At 66.3% G+C, this 22,208-nt stretch carries 20 protein-coding genes; 14 read left to right on the top strand and 6 right to left on the bottom strand.

What is annotated here, in order from left to right; all coding sequences use genetic code 11:
- Positions 1 to 38 precede the first annotated feature (38 nt).
- Entirely contained in the window at positions 39 to 2,117 is a 2,079-nt protein-coding gene (locus ACFO0G_RS01625) for a TPM domain-containing protein (protein WP_376976206.1), read from the bottom strand.
- Between the two features lie 281 nt (positions 2,118 to 2,398).
- Between ACFO0G_RS01625 and ACFO0G_RS01620 the strand changes: the two genes are divergently transcribed.
- From ACFO0G_RS01620 to ACFO0G_RS01605, 4 genes are all read left to right on the top strand, one after another.
- Positions 2,399 to 4,048: a S1C family serine protease gene (locus ACFO0G_RS01620; RefSeq protein WP_286397958.1), complete on the top strand. Its 1,650-nt coding sequence runs from the start codon at positions 2,399 to 2,401 to the stop codon at positions 4,046 to 4,048.
- Between the two features lie 238 nt (positions 4,049 to 4,286).
- The gene (locus ACFO0G_RS01615) at positions 4,287 to 5,078 is read left to right on the top strand and encodes an electron transfer flavoprotein subunit beta/FixA family protein (RefSeq protein WP_286404494.1); all 792 of its coding nucleotides are present in this window, start codon (positions 4,287 to 4,289) and stop codon (positions 5,076 to 5,078) included.
- Between the two features lie 13 nt (positions 5,079 to 5,091).
- The gene (locus ACFO0G_RS01610) at positions 5,092 to 6,039 is read left to right on the top strand and encodes an electron transfer flavoprotein subunit alpha/FixB family protein (RefSeq protein WP_286397957.1); all 948 of its coding nucleotides are present in this window, start codon (positions 5,092 to 5,094) and stop codon (positions 6,037 to 6,039) included.
- A 4-nt stretch (positions 6,040 to 6,043) separates the two neighbouring features.
- Positions 6,044 to 6,823: a PIG-L deacetylase family protein gene (locus ACFO0G_RS01605; protein ID WP_286397956.1), complete on the top strand. Its 780-nt coding sequence runs from the start codon at positions 6,044 to 6,046 to the stop codon at positions 6,821 to 6,823.
- A 71-nt stretch (positions 6,824 to 6,894) separates the two neighbouring features.
- Here the strand turns inward: ACFO0G_RS01605 and ACFO0G_RS01600 are convergent, their stop codons facing one another.
- The 4 genes from ACFO0G_RS01600 to ACFO0G_RS01585 all read right to left on the bottom strand — a co-directional run bounded on the left by ACFO0G_RS01600 (position 6,895) and on the right by ACFO0G_RS01585 (position 10,027).
- Positions 6,895 to 7,773 (bottom strand): anti-sigma factor, encoded by an 879-nt coding sequence (locus ACFO0G_RS01600; protein ID WP_286404492.1) that lies wholly within the window; start codon positions 7,771 to 7,773, stop codon positions 6,895 to 6,897.
- A gap of 10 nt (positions 7,774 to 7,783) precedes the next feature.
- Positions 7,784 to 8,392: a sigma-70 family RNA polymerase sigma factor gene (locus ACFO0G_RS01595; protein ID WP_142133266.1), complete on the bottom strand. Its 609-nt coding sequence runs from the start codon at positions 8,390 to 8,392 to the stop codon at positions 7,784 to 7,786.
- Between the two features lie 203 nt (positions 8,393 to 8,595).
- Entirely contained in the window at positions 8,596 to 9,063 is a 468-nt protein-coding gene (locus tag ACFO0G_RS01590) for a tRNA (cytidine(34)-2'-O)-methyltransferase (protein WP_286397955.1), read from the bottom strand.
- A 22-nt stretch (positions 9,064 to 9,085) separates the two neighbouring features.
- The gene (locus tag ACFO0G_RS01585) at positions 9,086 to 10,027 is read right to left on the bottom strand and encodes a J domain-containing protein (protein WP_286397954.1); all 942 of its coding nucleotides are present in this window, start codon (positions 10,025 to 10,027) and stop codon (positions 9,086 to 9,088) included.
- Between the two features lie 352 nt (positions 10,028 to 10,379).
- Here ACFO0G_RS01585 and ACFO0G_RS01580 point away from each other — a divergent pair, with 352 nt between their 5' ends.
- Entirely contained in the window at positions 10,380 to 10,925 is a 546-nt protein-coding gene (locus ACFO0G_RS01580) for a hypothetical protein (protein WP_286397953.1), read from the top strand.
- Between the two features lie 111 nt (positions 10,926 to 11,036).
- Here the strand turns inward: ACFO0G_RS01580 and ACFO0G_RS01575 are convergent, their stop codons facing one another.
- On the bottom strand, positions 11,037 to 11,459 hold the full coding sequence (locus ACFO0G_RS01575) for a hypothetical protein (protein WP_286397952.1): 423 nt from the start codon (positions 11,457 to 11,459) through the stop codon (positions 11,037 to 11,039).
- An 88-nt stretch (positions 11,460 to 11,547) separates the two neighbouring features.
- Between ACFO0G_RS01575 and ACFO0G_RS01570 the strand changes: the two genes are divergently transcribed.
- From ACFO0G_RS01570 to ACFO0G_RS01530, 9 genes are all read left to right on the top strand, one after another.
- Positions 11,548 to 12,213 (top strand): helix-turn-helix transcriptional regulator, encoded by a 666-nt coding sequence (locus ACFO0G_RS01570; protein WP_286397951.1) that lies wholly within the window; start codon positions 11,548 to 11,550, stop codon positions 12,211 to 12,213.
- Between the two features lie 44 nt (positions 12,214 to 12,257).
- Entirely contained in the window at positions 12,258 to 13,487 is a 1,230-nt protein-coding gene (locus ACFO0G_RS01565; protein WP_376976201.1) for a cysteine desulfurase family protein, read from the top strand.
- A 130-nt stretch (positions 13,488 to 13,617) separates the two neighbouring features.
- Positions 13,618 to 14,751 carry a tRNA 2-thiouridine(34) synthase MnmA gene (gene mnmA / locus ACFO0G_RS01560; protein ID WP_286397949.1) on the top strand — a complete coding sequence of 378 codons (1,134 nt, stop codon included), beginning with the start codon at positions 13,618 to 13,620 and terminating at the stop codon, positions 14,749 to 14,751.
- Between the two features lie 269 nt (positions 14,752 to 15,020).
- Positions 15,021 to 16,661 carry an ABC transporter substrate-binding protein gene (locus ACFO0G_RS01555; protein ID WP_142133274.1) on the top strand — a complete coding sequence of 547 codons (1,641 nt, stop codon included), beginning with the start codon at positions 15,021 to 15,023 and terminating at the stop codon, positions 16,659 to 16,661.
- Positions 16,662 to 16,788: 127 nt separating this feature from the next.
- The gene (locus ACFO0G_RS01550) at positions 16,789 to 17,880 is read left to right on the top strand and encodes an ABC transporter permease (protein WP_286397948.1); all 1,092 of its coding nucleotides are present in this window, start codon (positions 16,789 to 16,791) and stop codon (positions 17,878 to 17,880) included.
- 1 nt (position 17,881) lies between these two features.
- Entirely contained in the window at positions 17,882 to 18,907 is a 1,026-nt protein-coding gene (locus tag ACFO0G_RS01545; RefSeq protein WP_286397947.1) for an ABC transporter permease, read from the top strand.
- Positions 18,904 to 20,619 (top strand): ABC transporter ATP-binding protein, encoded by a 1,716-nt coding sequence (locus ACFO0G_RS01540; protein WP_286397946.1) that lies wholly within the window; start codon positions 18,904 to 18,906, stop codon positions 20,617 to 20,619. Before ACFO0G_RS01545 ends, ACFO0G_RS01540 begins: the two co-directional genes overlap by 4 nt.
- A 100-nt stretch (positions 20,620 to 20,719) precedes the next feature.
- Positions 20,720 to 21,127: a chorismate mutase gene (locus tag ACFO0G_RS01535; RefSeq protein WP_286397945.1), complete on the top strand. Its 408-nt coding sequence runs from the start codon at positions 20,720 to 20,722 to the stop codon at positions 21,125 to 21,127.
- A gap of 89 nt (positions 21,128 to 21,216) precedes the next feature.
- A complete protein-coding gene (locus tag ACFO0G_RS01530; protein WP_286404490.1) occupies positions 21,217 to 22,206 on the top strand; it encodes a uroporphyrinogen decarboxylase/cobalamine-independent methonine synthase family protein in 990 nt (329 codons plus the stop codon).
- Positions 22,207 to 22,208: the final 2 nt, after the last annotated feature.

Genomic DNA, 22,208 nt, shown 5'->3' with positions numbered 1-22,208 from the left:
CGCCCGCCGGGATCTTCCGGCGTGTCCGGCGGAAGTCTTTAGAAACTGCCGGAGTCTCCGCCGCCGAAATCGCCGCCGCCGAAATCGCCGCCGCCAAAGTCCCCGCCGCCGAAGCCGCCGGAGTCTCCGCCCCAGCCGCCTCCGTCGCCGCCGCCCCAGCCGCCGCCACCGCCCCAGCCTCCGTGGCCACCGTTGAGGATGGAGTTGATCAGGATGCCACCCAGGATGGCGCCGCCCAGTCCGCCGCCGCCTCCGCCGCCGAACATGCCTCCGCGCCCGAAGCCCTGGTTCGCGTAGCCGTCGAAGTGCTCCACGTCCGCCTGGGCCTGCTGTGCCGCCTGCGCCGCGAGGGCGTGGGCCTGCTGCGCGTAAGTGAGCGCGGTGACGGGGTCGGTCCGGGCAATGGACAGCGCATAGTCGAGGTTCCGTTGGGACTCCGCCAGCCGGGTGCGTGCCTCGGTTCCCACGCCGCCGCGCCGGGCGGTGATGTAGTCGGAGGTGGCGCTGATCTGGGCCTGCGCGGACATGATGGTTTGCTGCAGTGATGCCTGTGCCCGCCGTGCCTGCTCCTGCTGGTCGCGGATCCCGGTCAGGGCCTGGTCCAGGGACTGGTGGGCCGTTTCTACCCGCTGAAGGGTGGCGATGGGATCGATCTTCCCGCCCTGGATCTCCGTCTTCACCTGCGCGAGCGCTGCCTCCACCGCGGCTACCGGTCCTGCAAGTTCCGCGTGGGCGCCGGATTGGATCATGGCTTTTGCCTGGGCCAGGTCCTGTGAGGTGTCCACAACTGCTGCTTCGAGCCCGTTGCGGGCCTCGTCGAGGTTGCCGGCAACCTTGGTGATGGCGTCCAGGAGGACGTTGGTCTGGTGCAGGCTCTCCTCGGCAGCACGGACGGCCACGGCCGCCATGCTGCCTTCGCCTTCACCCAGCTTCTGCCGCGCGGTCTCGGATGCGTTCTGCACGAACGCCAGGCGTTCCTTGGCCTGGACGATATTGTCCGAGACCTGGACCAGCGCGCTGTCGGCATACTTGGACCGCATGGCCGCCAGGGACTGTTCGGCGCTGGAGATCTTGGCGTCCGCCTCGCGGGCTCCCGCGTTGACGGCGGCCAGGGCCTGCGGAGCGTTCTTTTCGAGTTCGCGCAGGGAGTCGAAGTCAGCTTTCTGCTCCTGCAGCGACTCCAGGGCGGCCTCAGAGCGGCGAATGATCTCACCCAGCCAGGTCCGCTGCTGTTCCTCGGTGTCCGGGATGTGGTCATCGAGCTGCTGCTGCAGCTTGAAGGACTCCGTCATGTGCGCCTTCGCTTCCGCTAGGGCTTTGGTGAAGTTTCCGACGGCGGCATCCCCGTACTGGGCCTGGGCGAAGCCAAGTTCCTGCTCACTGGACTTGATGGCGTCGTCCGCCTCGATAAGCAGCGAACCGCCCTTCCGGCGGAGTTCCTCAACGCTTAGCGAAGCCAGCGGGTCCAGTTCGGCCCCCTGGGGGCCGTAGCTTGCGCTGGATGCACCCTGTCCGGCTGCCTTCTTTCGGCGGTTCCGGTAATACAGATACGCGCCGCCGCCGGCAACCACCACGCCTGCGCCTACCAGCAGGCCCGCACCTGCGCCGTCACCGGAGGACACGTTGCCACTGCCGCCGCCGGCAGCGTCGCCCACGGCGGATGCGGTGTCGATGGCGGCCTGGGCATAGTCCTTCTTCCCGCCGGCGAGGTTGGCGACAACCGCGTTCTGGGTGATGTTGCTCCGCTTGGAGTAAATGGCGCTGGCCGAGTTGGGGGAGAAGTAGTACTTGCCCTGGTCGGTGGCGATGGCAAGGATGACATCGGCCTTGCCCATGCCTTTTGTCTTTGCCACGGCCTGGCTCCAGGCCGTGGGGTCAGAGGGGTTGTCGAACGACTTCACTGTGATCACGTACAGGTTGTACTTGTGATCCTTCAACAGCTTCTGAATCGCATCCTGGACTTCACCCTTCCGGCTGCCCAGCACGTTTGCGTTATCAACGATGTTGGTCCCGGAGGGGATGGTGACCGGGTCGTCGGCCCAGGCGGCGCCGGCAGGTACCGCCAGCAGTCCGGCAAGGCCGATCACGGCGAGGATACGTTTGAACTTTGACCGCATGTGCAACCCTTCAGCACGCCTGACACCGATTCGGGACGAATCAGTCGTCGAATCCAGCAGCGCCCCCACGCTTGGTGTGAAGCCGCAGGTCGCTGTGGCATTTCATCTTGATTCTATGGTGCACCCCACAGGCAGTCCATGCGACCGAATATGCCTCCAGCGAAACGCCCCCCGACCAAACAGGCTTGCTTGAAGCGTTCAGGAAGCTCTCAGCAAACATCCGAGCTTGTTCCAGCGGAACGGTTCATAGTTAATGGCAGACGAGGATGAAAGGAAGTCTCATGACTGAGAATCAAACCCCAGGACCGGTCCCTGAGGACAACGGTGCGCAAAGCCGGAACCCGTGGCACCAGCAGGGGGCGGAACAGCCTGGAAACCGCCAGTCGGAAACTCAGTATGGGAACGCAGGCGGCCCCCGCACCCCTCAAGGCAACCCGGCCCCCCAGGATCACGCCGGCCCACAGAACAACACGGAGCGGCTGGACCGGCCGGAGGCGCGTGACCACCACACCCAGGAATTGCCGGGCGCACCACGCCCCGTCTACCCGCAGCGTCAGCCGTTCTACGGCCAGTCCGCAAATTATGGCCAGCAGCACCAGGACGGCCAGCCCGGATACTACGGCCAGCAGCAGCACCAGAATGGCCAGCCCATGCACGGCACCGGCCACGGCGCGCCCAACGGGAACGTCGGCCTGGCCCCCAACCCCAAGGACGCCCCGCGCCGGAAAGCGACGTTCGGCATCGGCACCCTCGTGGCCAGCATCCTCGCAGCAGGCCTGGTGGGCGGCGGAGTGGCGACCGTTGGCGCGGGCGAGCTCTCCGGACATAACGCCTCCAGCACCTCGACCGTTGGCAGCAACAGCCAGCCCGGTACGGTCATCGTCAACAACAAGGACGACGTCAACGCGATTACCGCAGCTGCGGTGAAGGCTTCGCCCAGCGTGGTCACCATCAGCGCCACCAGCGGCAGCTCCGGCGGCACCGGTTCCGGCATTGTCCTTGATGACCAGGGGCACATCCTGACCAACACCCACGTGGTGACCCTGGACGGCCAGACCGCCAACGCCAGCCTTGAGATCCGCACCAGCGACGGAAAGGTCCTGCCGGCAAAGCTGGTGGGCACCGACCCCCTGTCCGACCTCGCCGTCATCAAGGTGGACGATACCTCCGGCCTCACCCCTGCCACCCTTGGTGACTCGTCCAAGCTGAATGTGGGCGATACTGCCATCGCCATCGGTTCCCCGCTCGGTCTGACCGGAACCGTCACGGACGGCATCGTCTCCACCCTCAACCGGACCATCAGCGTGGCATCGTCGGCTGCTCCCAAGGGCGGGGACAACAGCCAGGGCGGCGACCAGGGATTCCAGTTCGCCCCTCCGGGCGGCGGGCAGAGCCAGCAGAATTCCAGCGAGGGCTCAATCGCCATTAACGTGATCCAGACGGACGCGGCCATCAACCCCGGCAACTCCGGCGGCGCCCTGGTGAACAGCAAGGGCGAGATCATCGGCGTGAACGTGGCCATCGCGTCCGCCGGCTCCGGCACCTCCACCTCGCAGAGCGGGAATATCGGCGTCGGGTTCAGCATCCCGATCAACCATGCCAAGCGCGTGGCACAGGAGATCATCGACAGCGGCAAGGCCTCCCATGGGCAGCTTGGCGTCAGCGTCAAGGCCAAGACCACCTCGGGCGCGGCCTCAGAGTTCTCCGTCGGCGCCGACGTAGCCACCGTCGATCCCAATTCCGCAGCGGGCAAGGCCGGCATCAAGGCGGGTGACGTCATCACCAAGTTCAACGACCTCACCATCGGCGAGCCCAACCAGCTGACCGCGGCAGTCCGGGAACAGCCGGCAGGATCCAAGGTAAAGATCACCGTGCAGCGCGGCGGCAGCGAGCAGACGTTCGACGTCACGCTCGGCGCGGCAGCCAGCTAAGGCAGGACAGCACTAACGCAGGCCCTGACGACGGCGGCGTCCCCACCAATGGGGGCGCCGCCGTCGTCATTCCCTGCTCGGGAAACAGCGCTGAAACAGGCGTTAACGGAAGGGGGCGCGGGGACGCGCCGATATGGTTAGCTAGGAGCTACCCGCCTGCCGGGCATCCCGCGGCCATGCCCACCCGGCTGGCTGTCCACAAGCATGGAAGGCTGCTGTAAACACAGTGGAAGAGACATTGAAGATCGTAGTCCTGGTCAAACATGTACCGGACGCCCAGTTCGACCGCCACCTCAACGGGGAGGGCAACACCGCGGACCGCGACGAAAGCATTCTGTCCGAGCTTGACGAGTACGCCCTTGAAGCAGCCCTGCAGCTGGCGGAGGCGCGCGGCGGAAGCAAAGCAGGCAACCAGGTCATCGCCCTCAGCATGGGACCCGCCGGAGCCGTCAACGCAGTCAAGAAGTCACTGCAGATGGGCGCCACCGAAGGCGTGCACCTCACGGACGACGCCCTGGCGGGATCCGACGCCGCGGCCACCTCGCTTGCCCTGGCCGCCGCAGTTCGGCACCTGGGCGACGTGGACCTGGTCATCACCGGCATGGCTTCCACCGACGGCGAGACCTCCCTTGTTCCGGCGCAGCTGGCCGAGCGGCTTGGGCTGCCCCAGGTCACGTTCGCGTCCACTCTCCAGGTGGACGGCGGCCGCCTGACCGCCCGCCGCGACGCCGACACGTCGTCTGAAACGGTGGAGGCACCGCTGCCCGCCGTCGTGTCCGTCACGGACCAAATCAACGAACCCCGGTACCCCAACTTCAAGGGCATCATCGCCGCAAAGCGCAAGAGCATCACCACCCTGTCCCTGGCCGATATCGGCGTGCAGCCGGCGCAGGTGGGCTTCGCCGGCTCCTGGACCAGCGTGACCAGCGCGGACCAGCGGCCGCCCAGGACCGCAGGCACCATCATCACCGACGAGGGCGACGCCGGCATCAAGCTGGTTGACTTCCTGGCCGCCCAGAAGCTGCTCTAAGAGGGACACCGACATGGCAAAAGTACTCGTATTCATCGACAACCCCGGCGCGTCGCTCAAGAAGAGCAGCCTGGAACTGCTGACCCTGGCCCGTTCCCTGGGCGAGAGCACAGTGGCGCTCAACGGCGAACTCTCCGACGGCGTCGCTGCCACCTTCGCCGAATACGGCGTGGGCGGCATTCTGCGCCCCTCGGCCCAGGACCTGGACGACTTCCTGGTGGCACCGAAGGCTGCCTATGTTGCCGCCGCCGCTGAAACCACCGGTGCCGGCATCGTCCTGCTGGACAACTCACCGGAAGGCAAGGAGATCGCTGCACGTGCGGGCATCCGCTTGAACGCCGGCGTCATCACCGACGTCGTCGCCGTGGACCCGGACGGCACCGCTCACAAATCGGTGCTGGCCGGTTCCTACAACACCGCCTGCAAGGCCAGCACCCCGGTGTCCGTAGTGACCCTGAAGGCCAACAACGTCACCCCGGAGCCCGCGGCGGCCCCCACAACTCCCGGGACCGCCACGGTGGAGGTTCCCGCGGTAGCCGCAGCGGCCCGCATCACCGAACGGCAGCAGAAGGTGGCCAGCGGCCGGCCCGACCTCACCGACGCGCGGATCGTGGTGGCCGGCGGACGCGGCATGGACGGCGACTTCGGTCCCGTCGAAGAGTTGGCCGATGCACTTGGAGCAGCTGTCGGCGCCTCCCGCGCCGCCACGGATGCGGGCTGGATCAGCCACGACGCCCAGGTGGGGCAGACCGGCAAGACCGTTTCCCCGCAGTTGTACATTTCCGCGGGCATCTCCGGCGCCATCCAGCAGAAGGCGGGCATGCAGACGTCCAAGGTCATCGTTGCGGTCAACAAGGATGCCGAGTCCCCGGTCTTCGAGATTGCGGACTTCGGCATCATCGGCGACGTCTTCGATGTCCTGCCGCAGGCCGCCGCCGAGATCAAGAAGCGCAAGGGCTGATTCGTTGACTGCCTCCACGGGGCAGGCAGGGAGCCCGTTCAACCCGGATAAGCACCGGGTTGGGCGGGTGCTCTGTTTTGCGGCCCATCCTGACGACATCGACTTTGGCGCTGCCGGAACCGTCGCCGCCTGGACGGCGGCCGGCGTCCAGGTCAGCTACTGCATCATGACCGACGGCGAAGCGGGCGGCTTCGACCCGGCCCACCGTGCGGACATCATCGCCATGCGCGACGCCGAACAGCGCCGGGCCGCCAAGCTGGTCGGTGTCACCGACATCCACTACCTCCACCAGCGGGACGGGTACCTTGAGCCGTCGCACGAAGTGATGAAGGCCGTGGTGCGGCTGATCCGCGAAGTCCGTCCCGACGTCGTCCTTGCCATGCATCCGGAACGGAACTGGGAGCGGATCCAAAAGAGCCACCCGGACCACCTGGCCGTGGGGGAGGCAGTGACGCGGGCCGTGTATCCGGCACTCGAAAACCCTTTCGCCTACCCCGAACTGGCCGACGCCGGTCTAGAGGCCTACAAGCTGCCATGGCTGTGGCTCTACGCAGGGCCCGGGGAACGGGAAAACCACTTCGTGGACGTCACGGACCACGTGGACGCCAAGCTGGCTGCCATCCATGTCCATGTCAGCCAGCACCCCGACGTCGCGGCGATGGAAGTCACCGTCCGCCAGGGGATGCAGCATAATGCCGCCAGGGCAGGGTTGCCGGAAGGGCGCAGCGCGGAAGCCTTCCACGTGGTGGCCGTCAACGGGCCAGACACAATCGCAGGTTTCTAGGTACGGAAAAGCGCCCCCGGTTCCTGTCATAACGGAACCGGGGGCGCTTTCCTGTTGCCGGGACTCGAACCTCAGGCTCCGAGCGGAGCCGCCGCGACCGTCGGCAGCGTGGGGGCCTTGGACCCGCCGGCCGGCTCGACAGTGATGCCCAGCGACGCGGCAGAATGGATGCCCTGGACCACGGCAGGCTTGGAGAGAGCCTGCTCGTCCATCAGCCCCTGCGACACCGGTGCCGAACCGTCCTTGGGGATCAGCCACATTTGGTAGACCTTGCCCGCAGGGGGAGCGGGGACGCCGCTCATCTTCACTACGGCAGCGTCCTCGGATGCTGAAATCAGCAGGGTTGCCTTGCCGCCGCCCGCCACGTTCACGGACGCCTCGCGCAGGTCGCCTGCCCTGGCCACCTGGTTGACGGGATCGTTCTGGTCGGCCATGTAGGCGCCCACGCCCACACCGCCGAGCGCGATGGCCGCTGCTGCCGCCACGCCCACCAGCCAGCGCCGGGTGCCGGATGGGCCGCGCCGCTCCTCGCGGCGCTTGCGCGCCTGCGCCAGCTCATCCTGTGTACCGGCGCCGGCAGGGGTGCCCTGCGAAGAAGCCGGCAGTGTGCTTCCGGCCGGTGCCGGTGCGTCGACCGCTCCTGGTCCACCATGGCTGGGGAGTTGGGCAGGAAGCTGGGCGACGATCCGTTCGAACAGGTCCGACGGCGGCTCCTCCTCCGCACGGAAAGTACGGGCCAGGGCCTCCCGGGACTGCCGGACGCGTGCAAGGAAGGCCAGCCGCTCCGGCTCCGGGGCGGTGGAGATGTACCGGTCAATGGCATCGCGTTCCTGCTCCGTGACCGCGTCAAGGGCATAGAGCTCTGCGAGGTCCACGGCGCGGCCTGCGGCAAGATCCATCGCCACGGTGTCACCGAAGGAACTTGACCGACTGTTGCGGCCTTCTTCCATTCCGCTCATCTCAACTCACCCCCAAACAGGTCTTCAATCGGATCAGTCCGTCGCGGATGCGGGACTTGATAGTGGGCACTGCCGCATTCAGCCGTTCTGCCACCTCACGGTAAGTGAGGCCGCCGTAGTAGGCCAGGCGCACGGATTCCTGCTGTGTTTCCGTCAGCGTCCCCAGGCAGCGGACCACGGCCTCCGCTTCCAGCCGGCTGCCCACTTCATCGGAAACGGTGTCATGGTCGATGTCCTGCGTGCTGGCACCGTACTTGGCTTCCCTGTCGGTGGAGGACTGTGACGAGCGCACCTTGTCCACGGCCCGCCGGTGCGAGATGGTCATCAGCCAGGAGAGCGGGCTGCCTGCCTGCGGATCGAACTTCGCGGCGTTCTGCCAGACCTGCAGGAAGACTTCCTGCGTGGTGTCCTCGCTGAGTTCGGGATCGATCAGGACGCGGCGCGCCATGCCGAAGACCCGCCGGGACGTCAGCTGGTAAAACTCGGCAAACGATGCCTGGTCCCCACGGGCGATGCCCGCCAGCAGGACCGAGAGGCGTTGGCTGAGGTCAGCCGGTGGGTCAGTCACCGCGGCGGAGCCCTCGGAATTCGGCGCGTTGGGAGTTTCCATTACGTCCAAGCATAAGTCTCCGGGCGGGGAATCCTCAGCAGTGCCGTGCCGGCTGCGGCTGTCCGGCCTGGATCCTGCCTCCAGTAGTGTCACCTGCCGCTCCTTGGTCCCGGTCCGCTTGAATGCCTACAGGAGCTGTTCGGAGCAGGGCCGGGCGCGGATGGGACGACGGGTAAAGATTTTCCGTGATCCGGAGCGGGATCCTAAAGCCTTGCCCCCGCAAAGCCCTGCTGGCGCCAGGCTTCATAGACAGCGATGGAGGCGGCATTGGCAAGGTTGAGGGAACGAAGGGCCGGCAACATGGGCAGCCGCACCGTGGCGGTCACGTGGGCATCGTTCTTCAGTTCGGCCGGCAGCCCGACGGATTCGCGGCCAAACATCAGGACGTCGCCCGGGGCGTAGTCGATGTCCGTGTAGCTGGTGGTGCCGTCAGAGGTGAACGCGTAGACGCGCTCGGGCTGGAGGTGCTGCCAGGCGTCCTCGATGGTCTTGTGCACGGTAACCACGGCGAGGTCATGGTAGTCCAGCCCGGCCCGGCGCAGCTTGGCGTCGGAAAAGTCGAAGCCAAGGGGTTCCACAAGGTGCAGTTCGGCGCCCGTGATGGCGGCGAGGCGGATGGCGTTGCCGGTATTGCCGGGAATCTCTGGTTCATGGAAAAGGATGCGGAACACCTCCCCATCCTAGCCACCGCCGTCAGTGCATGCCGCGCAGCAGCCTGGCCAGGACCGGGACGTTCACTGTGTTGGGTGCGGGACCGGAGGCAAGGAAATCCTTCAGGCCCCGCACCGTGCCCGCCGCGTTCAAGATCTGGACGGTCTCCAGGGCTCCGGCGGGCCGCCGGTGGTGGTCAATCACGGGTTCATGGAGGTTTCCGTCCGGGCCGTGCACCACGGTCCATCCTGTGACGTTGAGCTCCGGGAAGATTTCCTGCATGGCCCACACCACCCGGGCCAGCTGCGGAGGTGCCACAGAGCGGCCGCCATGGTTGAGCGTCCTGCCGTCCCAGGCGTAGGCACCCCTGGGCAGGAGCATGGAGTTGACCAGGGCCAGCCGGTAGCCGGAAAGGACCGCATGGTCGATGTGGCTGTTGTCCGCCGGGGATTGGAGTCCATTGATGAGCCGGGCGGCGGGAATGGCAGGCAGCACCTGCCGGGTCAGCAGCTGCACGGTGCGCATCTCGCGCTGGATGCGGGCCTCAGCGCCAAAGATGCCGCGTTTCCGCGGCACCCCGTGAACCTGCTGGCGGGCTTGGGCCAGGGGGATGAGGGCAACGTCGTTTCCTTCGTACGGCGGAACGTAGATCGGCGGGTCGCCGGCGGTGTTCCTGCTGTTGCCTGGCCTCCGGACGGTGGCCGACGCTCTGCTTCCGGCGGCCGGGGCATCAAAGTGGGCGCCGTCGTCGGGCGCAGCGCCGCGGACTGAACCGGCGCCATAGGACCGGTCGTATGCTTTTCGCCGCTGCGGATCGATCAGGGTTTCGTAGGCAGCAGTCACGCGCCGGAAGGTTGCGGCATCACCGCCGTGGTCCGGATGCGCAATCCTGGCGGCTCGGCGGTAAGCCACCTTGATTTCCTTGTCGGTGGCGGTGACGGCCACGCGAAGGACCTGGTAGTGGGAGCTGCTGCTCTCGGTCAAGCATTCTTCCTTTTCATCATGCGCGGCTTCCTGTTTTCCGTCGGGGAAACCCGTGCCCGCCCAGTCTAGCCAGCACTTGTGGCGGCCATGCCGTGACAACGAACGCCGGGTGCTTGCGGGTTCCCGGGGGACCGGAGTCTAGACTCGTGCCTGCGCGGCTGAACGGGGACCCGCGGCCGGAAGGAAACTAACAGGGGTGGAAATGGAAATGCCGACGACGGCTGGGCGGCCCGGCAGGGCACGGCACAGGGGAGTGCCGCTCGCCTTCGCATGCCTGGGCGCTGTGCTCTTGGGCGGCTGCAGCGTTGGGGTTCCGGATCCTTCCGCACCGGCTGCAACTTCGAATACTCCGGTGCCGGCCACTCCCACCATCACCCCGGGATACGACGCCGCCGCAGTTGCGGCGCGGGACCTGCCCTTCGCTGCCGGCGGGACCCTGGCGCCGGGAGTGCCGGTGGGCATCTCTGATGAGCTGAAAGGCGCGCCGGGCTGGAAGCTCGAAAAGGAAAACGTGGCCGGTGCCAGCCAATATGCAAAGACGGACGGCTGCGTTGTGGCGGCCCGTGTCAGTACAGGCCAGGCTCCGCTGGCGCGGGGCGGGGACCGGGATTCCACTGTTGCTCTCTTCCAGTACCTGGACGGCACCATCCAGCCTTCGTACCTGAAAACGGAGACATTGCAGTGGGGCGGCACCCCGGATGCCCCGGGCAAAAACGTGGAAGTGCTGGCGCTGGAGCAGGCGGCCCCGGGCGGACGGTCCACTGCGGTGATGGCGAGGGTTTTTGGTACGGCGGATTCGTCGGCCTATATATCGGTGTCCTGCCCGGACGCGGCGGCGTTGGCGTCAGCGCGCAACGACGTCCGCCGCTACCTGCCGCTGCTTCCTCCCGGTGCTTGACCTGGCCCGTTGGCAAGGCCGGCCAGTTGGCGCAAGGCCGCCGGCGGCTGGAGGGCACAGCTGCCGGCGGATTCTTTGCACAGAACGCCCGCTTCCGCGGGCAGAACCGGGCTACTCGGCGGCCCGCCCGACCCCCACTGACAACCGATTGAGGGCCAGGGCGCCTACCAGGAGCCCGAAGTCCCGCAGGGCCACATCGTAGAAGCTTCCCAGCAGCAGCAGGTTGATGATAATCCCGGCCAACCAGGCGGCCACCAGCAACGAGCCGTATTTTGGACGCACCGCCACAACCACGCCGGCGATGATCTCCACCAACCCAACGACATACATGAAGGTCTGGGGTGGCAGTGGCACCACCGCGGTGGCCTGGGGCGCTAGATAGACAGTCCACTGGGCAAGGACGTTCGTGAACTTGTCCAGGCCGAAGAGGATGGGTGCAACGGTGAAGACAGTGCGCAGCAGCAGGAAGGCCTGCCGGGCCGCCGGCACGGTGGTGAATGCATGCCGGGTGCGCACTGCCGATGCTGGTTTCATGGTGTACTCCTTCTAAAAGTAGGTATCGTAATTTTAGAAAGCTGGCGTTCTATAATCAATAGATCTTGAATTTGGATTTGGAGGCCCCATGTACCGACTTCCCTGGGCGGACAGGATCGCGGCCGTCGCCTCACTCACGGATGATAAAAGGCTGCAACTATTCGAGCTGGTTACGGCGTCGCCCCGGCCGATGGGGCGCGATGAGGTGGCCGAGGCCGCAGGTATGGCGCGGAGCACCGTTTCCTTCCACCTGGACAGGCTGGTCCAGGATGGACTGCTGGCCGTGGAGTTCCACAAGCCAGCGGGCAGGACGGGGCCAGGCTCGGGACGCCCGGCCAAGATGTACCGGCCGGTGGGCGGCGAAGTGGCAGCCTCCGTACCGGACCGGAACTATGACCTCGCCGGGGAGCTGATGGCCGCTGCCATCGAGTCTTCGCAGGCCGAAGGCGGGCCGGTGGGGGAATCGCTGCGCGCCGTTGCGTTCCGGAAGGGCCGGGAGCTCGCAGCAGCGGCCGGCGGTCTGGAGGATTTCCTGTCGGAGGCGGGCTACCAGCCGCAGCCTGATGGTGACGGCGGCTACCTGCTGCCCAACTGCCCCTTCCATAGACTTTCGAGGGCCCACGCAACAGTGGTGTGCGACATGAACGGCGCCTTCCTGCGTGGGGCGGCGGTTGGCTGCGGCGGCCCCGAGGACCGTGTTGCCGAGGCCTCCGGACCGGGTCATTGCTGCGCCCGGATCAAGGGCGCCGGCTGACGGTGCCCGGCGGGAGCTGAGGCGCGGCACGATAGAATTGAAGGATGCCCGCCTACCTCGATCATGCCGCCACCACGCCGCTTTCCGGCGCCGCGCTCGCCGTCTTGACCCGGGAACTCGCGCGGACCGGCAACCCCTCATCTCTGCATGGGTCCGGACGGCGTGCCCGCCGTGCCGTGGAGGATGCGCGGGAGGCCATCGCCGCAGCGGCGGGAGCGCACCCCTCGGAGGTGATCTTCACCTCGGGAGGCACCGAGTCGGACAACCTCGCGGTGAAGGGCATGTACTGGTCCCGAGTGGCAGAAGACCCCCGACGGCGTCGCATCCTTTGTTCCGCCGTCGAACACCACGCGGTCCTTGACACCGTGGAATGGCTTGAGCGCCACGAAGGTGCCGAGGTGACCTGGCTGCCGGTGGACGGCGAAGGAGTGCTGGACCTCAACGTGCTCGCAACTGAACTTGCGCGCGATCCAGGTACCGTGGCGCTGGTGACCGTCATGTGGGCCAATAATGAGGTGGGCACCATCCAGCCGATCCGGCGCATCGTTGAACTGGCCCATGGTGCGGGCGTCCCGGTGCATTCCGATGCAGTCCAGGCGTTCGGCTCGGTGCCGGTGCACTTCAAGGATTCCGGCCTGGACGCCATGTCCATCTCGGGGCACAAAATCGGGGGTCCCGTGGGGGTGGGGGCACTCCTGCTGGGACGGGCGGTGAAATTGACGCCCGTGCAGCATGGCGGCGGGCAGGAGCGCGATGTACGCTCCGGCACCCTGGACACCGCTTCCATTGCCGCCTTCGCTGCAGCCGCGGAAGCTGTCACTGCAGCGCTTCCCACGGAGTCGGCACGGATCGCCGCGCTGCGGGACAGGCTGATCGACGGCGTCCGCGAACGGGTGCCGGAGGCGGTCCTCCGAGGTGCACCCGGCGCCGGCCGGCTTCCGGGAAGCGCCCATTTCACCTTCCCCGGCTGTGAAGGGGACTCGCTGCTGTTCCTCCTTGACCTCGCGGGGATCGAATCGTCCACTGGTTCGGCGTGCACGGCCGGCGTGCCCCGGCCCTCCCACGTGCTCCTGGCCATGGGCCTGGACGAGGAAACGGCGCGTGGAGCCCAGCGGTTCAGCCTGGGGCACGCTTCCACGGAAGCCGACGTCGACGCCCTGCTTGCGGCGCTGCCTGAGGCTTATGCCCGGGCTCGCCAGGCGGGCATGGCCGGGCATGAGTCCTCGATCCAGACCGCAGGGACCGTGGCACGGCAGGTGCCGGGCGGGGCGTGACCCTCACCCTCACCTTTTCCGGCCGATTTGCCTGCCGCCGTAGAATGGATAGTCGAAGATCGTTTCCGCCGCCGCTGCGTCCAGTCCATGGCGGCCCCGGGAAGCAAGCATCCCCCAACAGAAAGCCAGCATGCGAGTACTAGCAGCCATGAGCGGTGGAGTTGACTCCGCTGTTGCCGCCGCCCGCGCGGTGGAGGCCGGGCACGACGTCGTCGGCGTCCACCTTGCCCTGTCCCGCATGCCCGGAACCCTGCGCACCGGCAGCCGTGGATGCTGCACCATCGAGGACTCCCGCGACGCGTGGCGTGCCTGCGACGTACTCGGAATTCCCTACTACGTGTGGGATTTTTCCGAGCGCTTCAAGGAAGACGTCGTCCAGGACTTCATCGACGAATACGCGGCCGGCAGGACGCCCAATCCCTGCATGCGCTGCAACGAACGCATCAAGTTCGCCGCCCTGCTGGAGAAGGCCATCGCCCTGGGCTTCGACGCCGTCTGCACCGGGCACTACGCCAAGGTCATCGAGGACGCCGACGGCAACCGGGAACTGCACCGCGCTGCCGACTGGGCCAAGGACCAGAGCTACGTCCTTGGCGTGCTCACCCACGAACAGCTCAAGCACTCCATGTTCCCGCTGGCGGACACCCCCTCCAAGGCCGAGGTGCGGGCCGAAGCGGAGCGGCGCGGGCTCTCGGTGGCCAACAAGCCGGACAGCCATGACATCTGCTTCATCCCCGACGGCGACACCGCGGGCTGGCTTGCTGAAAAGATCGACATGACCAGCGGCGACATCGTGGACGAGACGGGAACCAAGGTGGGGGAGCACCCCGGTGCCAATGCGTTCACCGTCGGCCAGCGGCGCGGACTGAAGCTGGGGACTCCTGCTGCTGACGGCAAGCCCCGCTTCGTGCTGGAAATCCGGCCCAAGGAAAACAAGGTGGTGGTGGGCCCAGAGGCGCTGCTCGCCATTGATGAGATCCGCGGCATCAAGGTGTCCTGGGCAGGGCTTCCCATCGCAGAAGTGGAAACGGGTGCCGGGTTCGACTGCTACGCACAGGTGCGGGCCCACGGGGACCCGGTTCCGGCCACTGCGCACATGGAACCCGCCGCCGACGGCGCGGCCGGAGGCCAGTTGGTGGTCCGGTTGGTGACACCGCTGCGGGGCGTAGCTCCCGGCCAGACCGTGGTCCTGTACCAGGGCTCCAGGGTTCTGGGCCAGGCAACCATCGACGCCGCTCGTTCGCTCCAGCGGGCTGCCCTGTAACCCACCCCTTTTGATAGCCCCGTCCCGGTCTGCCCCGGGGCGGGGCTTTGCCGTCCCCGGAACTTTTTGCGGCCCGGCGCGGGCAGACTTTGTCCGGCAAGTGGGCAACAGTACCAATGAGATAAATTTTGTGTTTCAAGTCACGGAATTGGCCGTCTTGAGGGCTGACTCTCTGATTGAATCTAGGGATCAGCACTGCCCGCCGGGGCAGGGGTCAACATTGCCCGTGTCTCCGGCGCGCGCGTACTCATCGGACAGAAAGTTCACAGATGATCAAGAGCACAACCGGCCTGCACCGCGCCATCGCGCTGGCAGGCATTTCCGCCCTGGCCCTGACAGCCTGCACCGGGCCATCGGGCGGCGGCGGTGGAACGTCGAGCGGCGGAAGCGCCGGTGGCGGTGCCATCACCTTCGGAACGACCGACAAGGTCGTCACCCTCGACCCCGCGGGCTCCTATGACGCCGGGTCCTTCCTGGTGATGAACCAGGTCTACCCCTTCCTGATGAACTCCAAGCCCGGCTCAGCCGAGGTCAGTCCGGACATCGCTGAGTCCGCGTCCTTTACCTCGCCGACGGAGTTCACGGTGAAGCTCAAGCCCAACCTGAAGTTCGCCAATGGGCACGCCCTGACCGCCTCGGATGTGAAATTCTCCTACGACCGCGTGGTGAAGATTGACGATCCCAACGGTCCCGCCTCCCTGCTGTCCAACCTCAAGTCGGTTGAAGCCAAGGATGACACCACAGTGGTGTTCACCCTCAAGGCCGGCAATGATCAGGTGTTCCCCAGTGTCCTGGGTACCAACACCGGGCCGATCGTGGACGAGGAAGTCTTCCCGGCCGACAAAGTGATGAGCGATGAAGACATCGTCGCCGGCAAGCCCTTCGCAGGCCCCTACACCATCGATTCCTACAAGAAGAACGAACTTGTCAGCCTCAAGAGCAACCCGGACTACAACGGACTGCTGGGCAAGCCCGCAAACGACAGCGCCGTCATCAAGTACTACGCGGACTCCAACAACCTGAAGCTGGACGTCCAGGGTGGCAACATCGACGTTGCCGGCCGCAGCCTGACCGCAACCGATGCCGCGGACCTGGACAAGGACTCCAAGGTCAAGGTCTACAAGGGCCCGGGTGGTGAGCTCCGGTACATCGTCTTCAACTTCGACACCATGCCTTTCGGTGCCAAGACGCCGGAAGCCAACCCAGCCAAGGCGCTGGCGGTCCGCCAGGCCATGGCTGACATCGTGGACCGCCAGGCCATCTCCGACCAGGTCTACAAGGGAACCTACGTTCCCGCGTACTCGGTGGTCGCTGACGGCCTGCCGGGTGCAACCCAGCCCATGAAGGAGATGTACGGCGACGGCAGCGGCAAGCCGAGCCTGGACAAGGCCAAGAAGACCCTGTCCGACGCCGGCATCACCGGTCCGGTCAACATCAAGCTGCAGTACAACCCGGACCACTACGGCAAGTCCTCCGGCGACGAGTACGCCATGGTGAAAGAGCAGCTGGAGAAGTCAGGCCTGTTCACCGTGGACCTGCAGTCCACCGAGTGGGTGACCTACTCCAAGGCACGCACCGCTGACGCCTACCCGGTGTACCAGCTGGGGTGGTTCCCGGACTACTCCGATGCTGACAACTACCTCACGCCGTTCTTCATCCCCGGTAACTTCCTGAAGAACCACTACGAGAACCCGACCGTCACGGACCTGGTGCAGAAGCAGCTCACCACCCCGGACAAGACCGAGCGCCAGAAGCTGATCGGCGATGTGCAGACGGCTGTGGCCAAGGACCTCTCCACCCTGCCGCTTCTCCAGGGCTCGCAGCTGCTGGTGGCGGGGAAAGATGTCAAGGGCGTCGAAAAGACCCTTGATCCTTCCTTCAAGACCCGCCTTGGCGTCCTGTCCAAGTAAGCACTCCACCCCCATCGGGCTCTGACAGGCCAGAGGCGGGACGCCGCGACGGTGTCCCGCCTTTTGCCGGTCATCAGCCAGCACCGAGGGGACTGCTGGCTCCCGGTCACCACGAATCCAGGTACCGATGACAACTTTGATTGACGCGCCACCCAGTGACGCGGACGCGCTCCTTCCGCCAAAGAAAAAGCAGGCAGGCGGAGGGCTTGGCCAGTACATCCTGGTCCGCTTTCTGCTGATTTTCCCAACCATCCTCATCCTCGTCACCATGGTGTTCTTCCTCATGCGGATTACCGGGGACCCCATCACGGCCGCCATGGGCGGCCGGCTGCCCCCGGACCAGCTGCAGGAACGGATCCACGCCGCCGGCTATGACCGGCCGCTGCTCGTGCAGTACTTCGAATACCTGGGCCAGCTGGTCACAGGAAACTTCGGCACAACGCTTTCGGACAACCGCCAGGTCACCGAGATGCTGACCACCTACGGCTCGGCCACACTGGAGCTGGCAATCAACGCCCTCATCGTCGCCCTGCTGGTGGGAATCCCGCTCGGCATGGTCGCCGCGCACCGGCGTGACCACCTCCCGGACGCCGTGCTCCGGATCCTGGCCATCCTCTTCTACGCCACCCCGGTTTTCTTCGCCGGCATGCTGCTCAAGCTGGTGTTCTCGGTGTGGCTGGGCTGGCTTCCCGTCGCCGGCCGAGCCGGCACCAGGACCGAGCTGTCCCTCACCGCACTGGAAGCTCCCACCGGCATCTACTGGCTGGACGCCCTGCGCAGCGGCAACATGGCCGCCTTCAGCGACGTGATGTCCCACGCCGTCCTTCCAGCGCTGGCACTGGGCTTCCTTACCGCGGGAGTCTTCCTCCGGCTGGTGCGGACAAACGTCATCGGCACCCTGGGCAAGGACTACATTGAAGCGGGGCGCTCGCGTGGGGTCAGCGAGTACCGGCTCGTCACCAAGCACGCCTACAAGCCGGCGCTGATTCCCATCATCACCGTCATGGGCCTACAGATCGCGGTGCTGCTCGGCGGCGCCGTGCTCACCGAAACGACCTTCGAATGGAAGGGCCTCGGGTTCCAGCTGGCCAACTACCTCACGGCGCGCGACTTCGTGGCTGTCCAGGGCATTGTGGTGCTGCTGGCAGTCATCGTCGCCGTCACCAACTTCATCGTGGACATTATCGCCGCGCTGATCGACCCCCGCGTGAGGTACTGACATGACCGCAGAAACCACTCTCGAACCCGTCGCAAACCCGCGGGCATCCTTCATCCGCCGGCTGCCGGTAGTGTCGCACTTCAACAAGAGCGTCGGCCTGCAGCGTTTCATGCTGGTGGTGGGCCTGGTCCTCACCGGCATCTTCCTGCTCACGGCGCTGGCCGCACCATTGCTGGCGCCCTACGGCTTCGCGCAGCTGTCCGACGCCGACGGCAGTTTCCCCACCCAGCAGGCCCCGGGAGGTAAACACCTCCTGGGCACCACCGTGGGTGGATACGACGTCCTGTCACGCGTCATCTGGGGTACCCAGACGGCACTGCTGGTCATCATCGTGGCCGTGGTCCTCTCCATTTTCGCGGGCGTCATCCTCGGTTTGGTGAGCGGCTACATCGGCGGGTGGCTGGACCGGGTCCTCGTGGTGGTGGCCGACGCGATCTACGCGTTCCCGTCACTGCTGGTTGCCATCGTGATGGCCATCGTCATCAGCGGCGGCCAGTCCAGCCTGTTCGGCGGTATCCTGGCCGCGGCCATCTCCATCACGGTGGTGTTCATCCCGCAGTACTTCAGGGTGATCAGGGCAGAGACCATCCGGCTCAAGGCTGAACCCTTCGTGGAGTCGGCAAAGGTGGTGGGCGCATCGAACATCCGCATCATGACCCGGCACATCTACCGCAACGCCACCCGCACCCTGCCGTTGATCTTCACCCTCAACGCCTCCGAAGCCATCCTGACCCTGGCGGGCCTGGGCTTCCTGGGCTTCGGCATTGAACCAAGTTCTGCGGCCGAGTGGGGCTTCGACCTGAACAAGGCGCTCGCGGACACCACGTCGGGGATCTGGTGGACGGGCCTTTTCCCCGGCCTGGCCATCGTATGGACAGTCCTCGGGCTGACGCTGGTGGGCGAAAGCATTAACGACCTCAACGATCCGCGCCTCCGCGGCCGCAAGCGCAGCGGACGCAAGGGCACTGGCGCTGCGCCGGCCGCTTCCGGCGGATCCGGCACCGAAACAGAATTGAGCAACCCGTGAGCGAAAACCTTGGTTCACTGTCAGACCAGCAGGACCAGGACCGTATAACAGTCCTGGACATCGACCACCTGAAAGTCACGTTCGCCACGGACGGCGGTGACGTGCGCGCCGTCAAGGATGTCAGCCTGGAGGTCAGGGCCGGCGAGGTGCTGGCCATCGTTGGCGAGTCCGGCTCCGGTAAAACGGTGACCGCGAAAACCATCCTGGGCCTGCTTCCGGAAACTGCCGTGAGTTCGGGCGCGGTGCTGATCAACGGCGCCAACGTCATCAGCCTCAGCCCGGGGCGGCTGCGCCAGATCCGCGGCCGCGACGTGGCCATGGTGTTTCAGGAACCGTCCACCGCCCTGAACCCAGTGTTTACGGTGGGGTGGCAGATCGCCGAAGGCATCCGTGCCCATGCGGGAGCGAACGGCGGGGGACGGGTGTCCGCGAAGGAAGCCAAAGCCCGCGCCATCGAGGCCCTGCGCAAGGTGGGCATCCCCGATCCCGAACACCGCGTCAACTACTACCCGCACCAGTTCTCCGGCGGGCAGAAGCAGCGGGTGGTGATCGCCGCGGCGCTGGCGCTGAACCCCGGCCTCATTGTTGCCGACGAACCCACCACCGCCCTGGATGTCACCGTCCAGGCCGAAATCCTGGAACTCCTCCGGGACCTGCGGGACAAGTACGGCACCTCGATCGTATTGATCACGCACAACATGGGCGTGGTGGCTGACCTGGCGGACCGTGTGGTGGTGATGTACCAGGGCGACGTCGTGGAGGAAGCTCCGGCGAAGACGCTGTTCGCCGAACCAAGGCAGGAATACACCCGCAACCTCCTTGCCGCGGTGCCGCACCTGGGCCGCAACTCGGCGTCGGCAGGCCTGACCGAACGCCGCCACCAGGATGAGGAAGTGCTGGTGGCTGCCGACAACCTGGAGATCGAGTACCCGGGGCGGCTTGGGGCGCCCGCCTTCAAAGCCGTGGATGGTGTCAGTTTCACCCTGTCCAAGGGCGAGGTGTTTGGCCTCGTGGGGGAGTCAGGGTCCGGAAAGACCACCATCGGCCGCGCCATCGCCGGGCTCAACCGCACCACCGGCGGGAGCCTCAAGGTGTTGGGCTACGAGATGCTGAATCTTCGCGAGCGCACTTTCAAGCCGCTGCGCAAGGATATTGGCTTCGTGTTCCAGGACCCGGCCGCCTCCTTCAATCCGCAGCTGACCATTGGCGAGTGCATTGCAGAGCCGATGCTCATCCACACGAGGCCAAGCGATGCCCAGGCGCGCAAGCGCGTTGGTGAGCTGCTCGAATCAGTCCAGCTGCCGGCGTCGTACGCGGGGCGTTACCCGCACGAGCTGTCCGGCGGCCAGCGGCAGCGGGCATCACTGGCGCGTGCCCTGAGCCTGAACCCCCGGCTGCTGATAGCGGATGAGCCGACGTCGGCCCTGGACGTTTCGGTGCAGGCGAAGGTCCTGGAGCTGTTCAGGGACATTCAGGAGGAGTTTGGGTTCGGCTGCCTCTTCATCAGCCACGATCTTGCGGTGGTGGACATCCTGTCCTCCTGGGTTGGCGTGTTGTACAAGGGGAAGCTGGTGGAGCAGGGGATCGGCAGCCAGGTGATGGGCAACCCGCAGCATGACTACACGCGGCGGCTGATTGCATCCCTGCCCGTTCCTGACCCGGCCGAACAAGCGAAACGCCGGGAGGAGCACCGGGCGCTCCTGGGCATCTGACCCTGCAGTGCGTCACGCAGTGAAGCGCCGGTGCCGGCAGGCTGCCGGCACCGGCGCTTCACACCCGCGGTGATTCCGTCCGCTCCCATAGACTGGAGCCATGACGCAGCACAACCCCATCCCTCCTGGCTCCGATGATTTCGATCCCACCGCCAGTTCCCTGGCAGGCCACGTGGACGAATCGGTGATGGCTGAACTGCTGTCCATCCGCTCCAGCATTGACAACATTGATGCCACGCTGGTGTACCTCCTGGCTGAACGCTTCAAGGCCACCCAGAAAGTCGGCTTCCTCAAGGCCACCCACCGCCTGCCCGCCGGTGACCCCGGTCGGGAGGCCGCCCAGATCGCGCGCCTGCGCCGCCTGGCCGAGGACGCGCACCTTGACCCGGCATTTGCCGAAAAGTTCCTCAACTTCATCATCGGCGAGGTAATCCGCCACCACGAGGCCATCGCCGAGGACCACCAGGCTTCCTCCGGCCAACAGTCCCAGACCTCCGCACTGGCGTGAGCCGGGAACCGAACCAACGGGGGTCCGGCGAGCCAGCGGCTGAGGCCGCGGGGCCTTCATACGAAGCCGCGGAGGTCACGGCAACGGCACTGGGTCCGTGGCCGGGCGAGGACCCGCTCGAGGCAACCCGGATTATCCGGGGCGAGCTCGGCAGCCCGCACCTGCCGTTCCTGGCCGAGCTTCCGGACCGCGGGGTTGGTTCCGACGCGCTGGGTCGTACCGCTTCCCTCCTGGAGGAACTCGCGGTGGATGTCCAACCCCACGGATGGCGGCTTGTGGACCGGCCCGGCAAGGACATGCGGCGTGCCGCGTCGGCGCTCTCCACCGATTTGAACGTGCTTGCCGACGTGGCGGGGGCGGAAGACGTTTCCGCTGCTGAATTCAAGGTGCAATTGGTGGGCCCGCTGAGCCTTGCCGCAGGCCTGTACCTGCACAACGGTGAGCGCGCGCTGCTGGACCATGGCGCGCGGCGGGACCTGGCCGCTTCCCTCGCAGCAGGAGCCGGCAGTTACCTCGCGCGGGTGGCAGCAGCCGTTCCGGGTGCCCGCTTGGTGGTGCAGGTGGACGAGCCCGCCATTGCCGCCGTGCTGGCCGGAACCATACCCACCGCCAGCGGCTACCGCACCCTCCGTGCGGTGGCGGCATCGGAAGCACGGGAGTCCTGGCGGCTGGTCCTGGATGCCCTGCGCGCAGCCGGTGCCGCAGACGTGGTGGTTTCGTTTCCGGAAATCGAGGCGCCGATCGAACTGGTCCTGTCCGCCGGCGCCGACGGCGTTGCGTTGCCGCTGAGGGCGTTGACGAACCGCCAGTGGGAGCAGGTGGCCGGTGCGGTGGAGGCCGGGAAACAGTTTTGGGCAGGCGCCCTGGAGGTGTCTGGGGGGCCGCTGCCCAAGGTTGCCGACTGCGTGGAGTCCGTATGGCGTCCCTGGCGCCAGTTGGGCCTTCCGGCGTCGCTGCTGGCCGCCACCCGGGTGACGCCCTCGGCAGGACTGGCCGGCCTCACACCCACGCAAGCCACCGCGGTCCTGGGCAGGCTTACCCAGGTGGCTGACGGCCTCAACCAGCAGGTACTGGGGTAGGG

Source organism: Arthrobacter sedimenti, assembly GCF_042652025.1.
Taxonomy (GTDB): Bacteria; Actinomycetota; Actinomycetes; order Actinomycetales; family Micrococcaceae; genus Arthrobacter; species Arthrobacter sedimenti.
Note: the sequence above shows the minus strand (reverse complement) of the source record. Positions and strands in the feature narration are given on the sequence as shown.

Excerpts from the sequence above, each read along its gene's own strand:
- ACFO0G_RS01625 (WP_376976206.1), bottom strand. The coding sequence starts at position 2,117 with ATGCGGTCAAAGTTCAAACGTATCCTCGCCGTGATCGGCCTTGCCGGA.
- ACFO0G_RS01620 (WP_286397958.1), top strand. The coding sequence starts at position 2,399 with ATGACTGAGAATCAAACCCCAGGACCGGTCCCTGAGGACAACGGTGCG.
- ACFO0G_RS01610 (WP_286397957.1), top strand. The coding sequence starts at position 5,092 with ATGGCAAAAGTACTCGTATTCATCGACAACCCCGGCGCGTCGCTCAAG.
- ACFO0G_RS01600 (WP_286404492.1), bottom strand. The coding sequence starts at position 7,773 with ATGGAAGAAGGCCGCAACAGTCGGTCAAGTTCCTTCGGTGACACCGTG.
- ACFO0G_RS01595 (WP_142133266.1), bottom strand. The coding sequence starts at position 8,392 with ATGGAAACTCCCAACGCGCCGAATTCCGAGGGCTCCGCCGCGGTGACT.
- ACFO0G_RS01575 (WP_286397952.1), bottom strand. The coding sequence starts at position 11,459 with ATGAAACCAGCATCGGCAGTGCGCACCCGGCATGCATTCACCACCGTG.
- ACFO0G_RS01570 (WP_286397951.1), top strand. The coding sequence starts at position 11,548 with ATGTACCGACTTCCCTGGGCGGACAGGATCGCGGCCGTCGCCTCACTC.
- ACFO0G_RS01565 (WP_376976201.1), top strand. The coding sequence starts at position 12,258 with ATGCCCGCCTACCTCGATCATGCCGCCACCACGCCGCTTTCCGGCGCC.
- mnmA (WP_286397949.1), top strand. The coding sequence starts at position 13,618 with ATGCGAGTACTAGCAGCCATGAGCGGTGGAGTTGACTCCGCTGTTGCC.
- ACFO0G_RS01555 (WP_142133274.1), top strand. The coding sequence starts at position 15,021 with ATGATCAAGAGCACAACCGGCCTGCACCGCGCCATCGCGCTGGCAGGC.
- ACFO0G_RS01550 (WP_286397948.1), top strand. The coding sequence starts at position 16,789 with ATGACAACTTTGATTGACGCGCCACCCAGTGACGCGGACGCGCTCCTT.
- ACFO0G_RS01545 (WP_286397947.1), top strand. The coding sequence starts at position 17,882 with ATGACCGCAGAAACCACTCTCGAACCCGTCGCAAACCCGCGGGCATCC.
- ACFO0G_RS01535 (WP_286397945.1), top strand. The coding sequence starts at position 20,720 with ATGACGCAGCACAACCCCATCCCTCCTGGCTCCGATGATTTCGATCCC.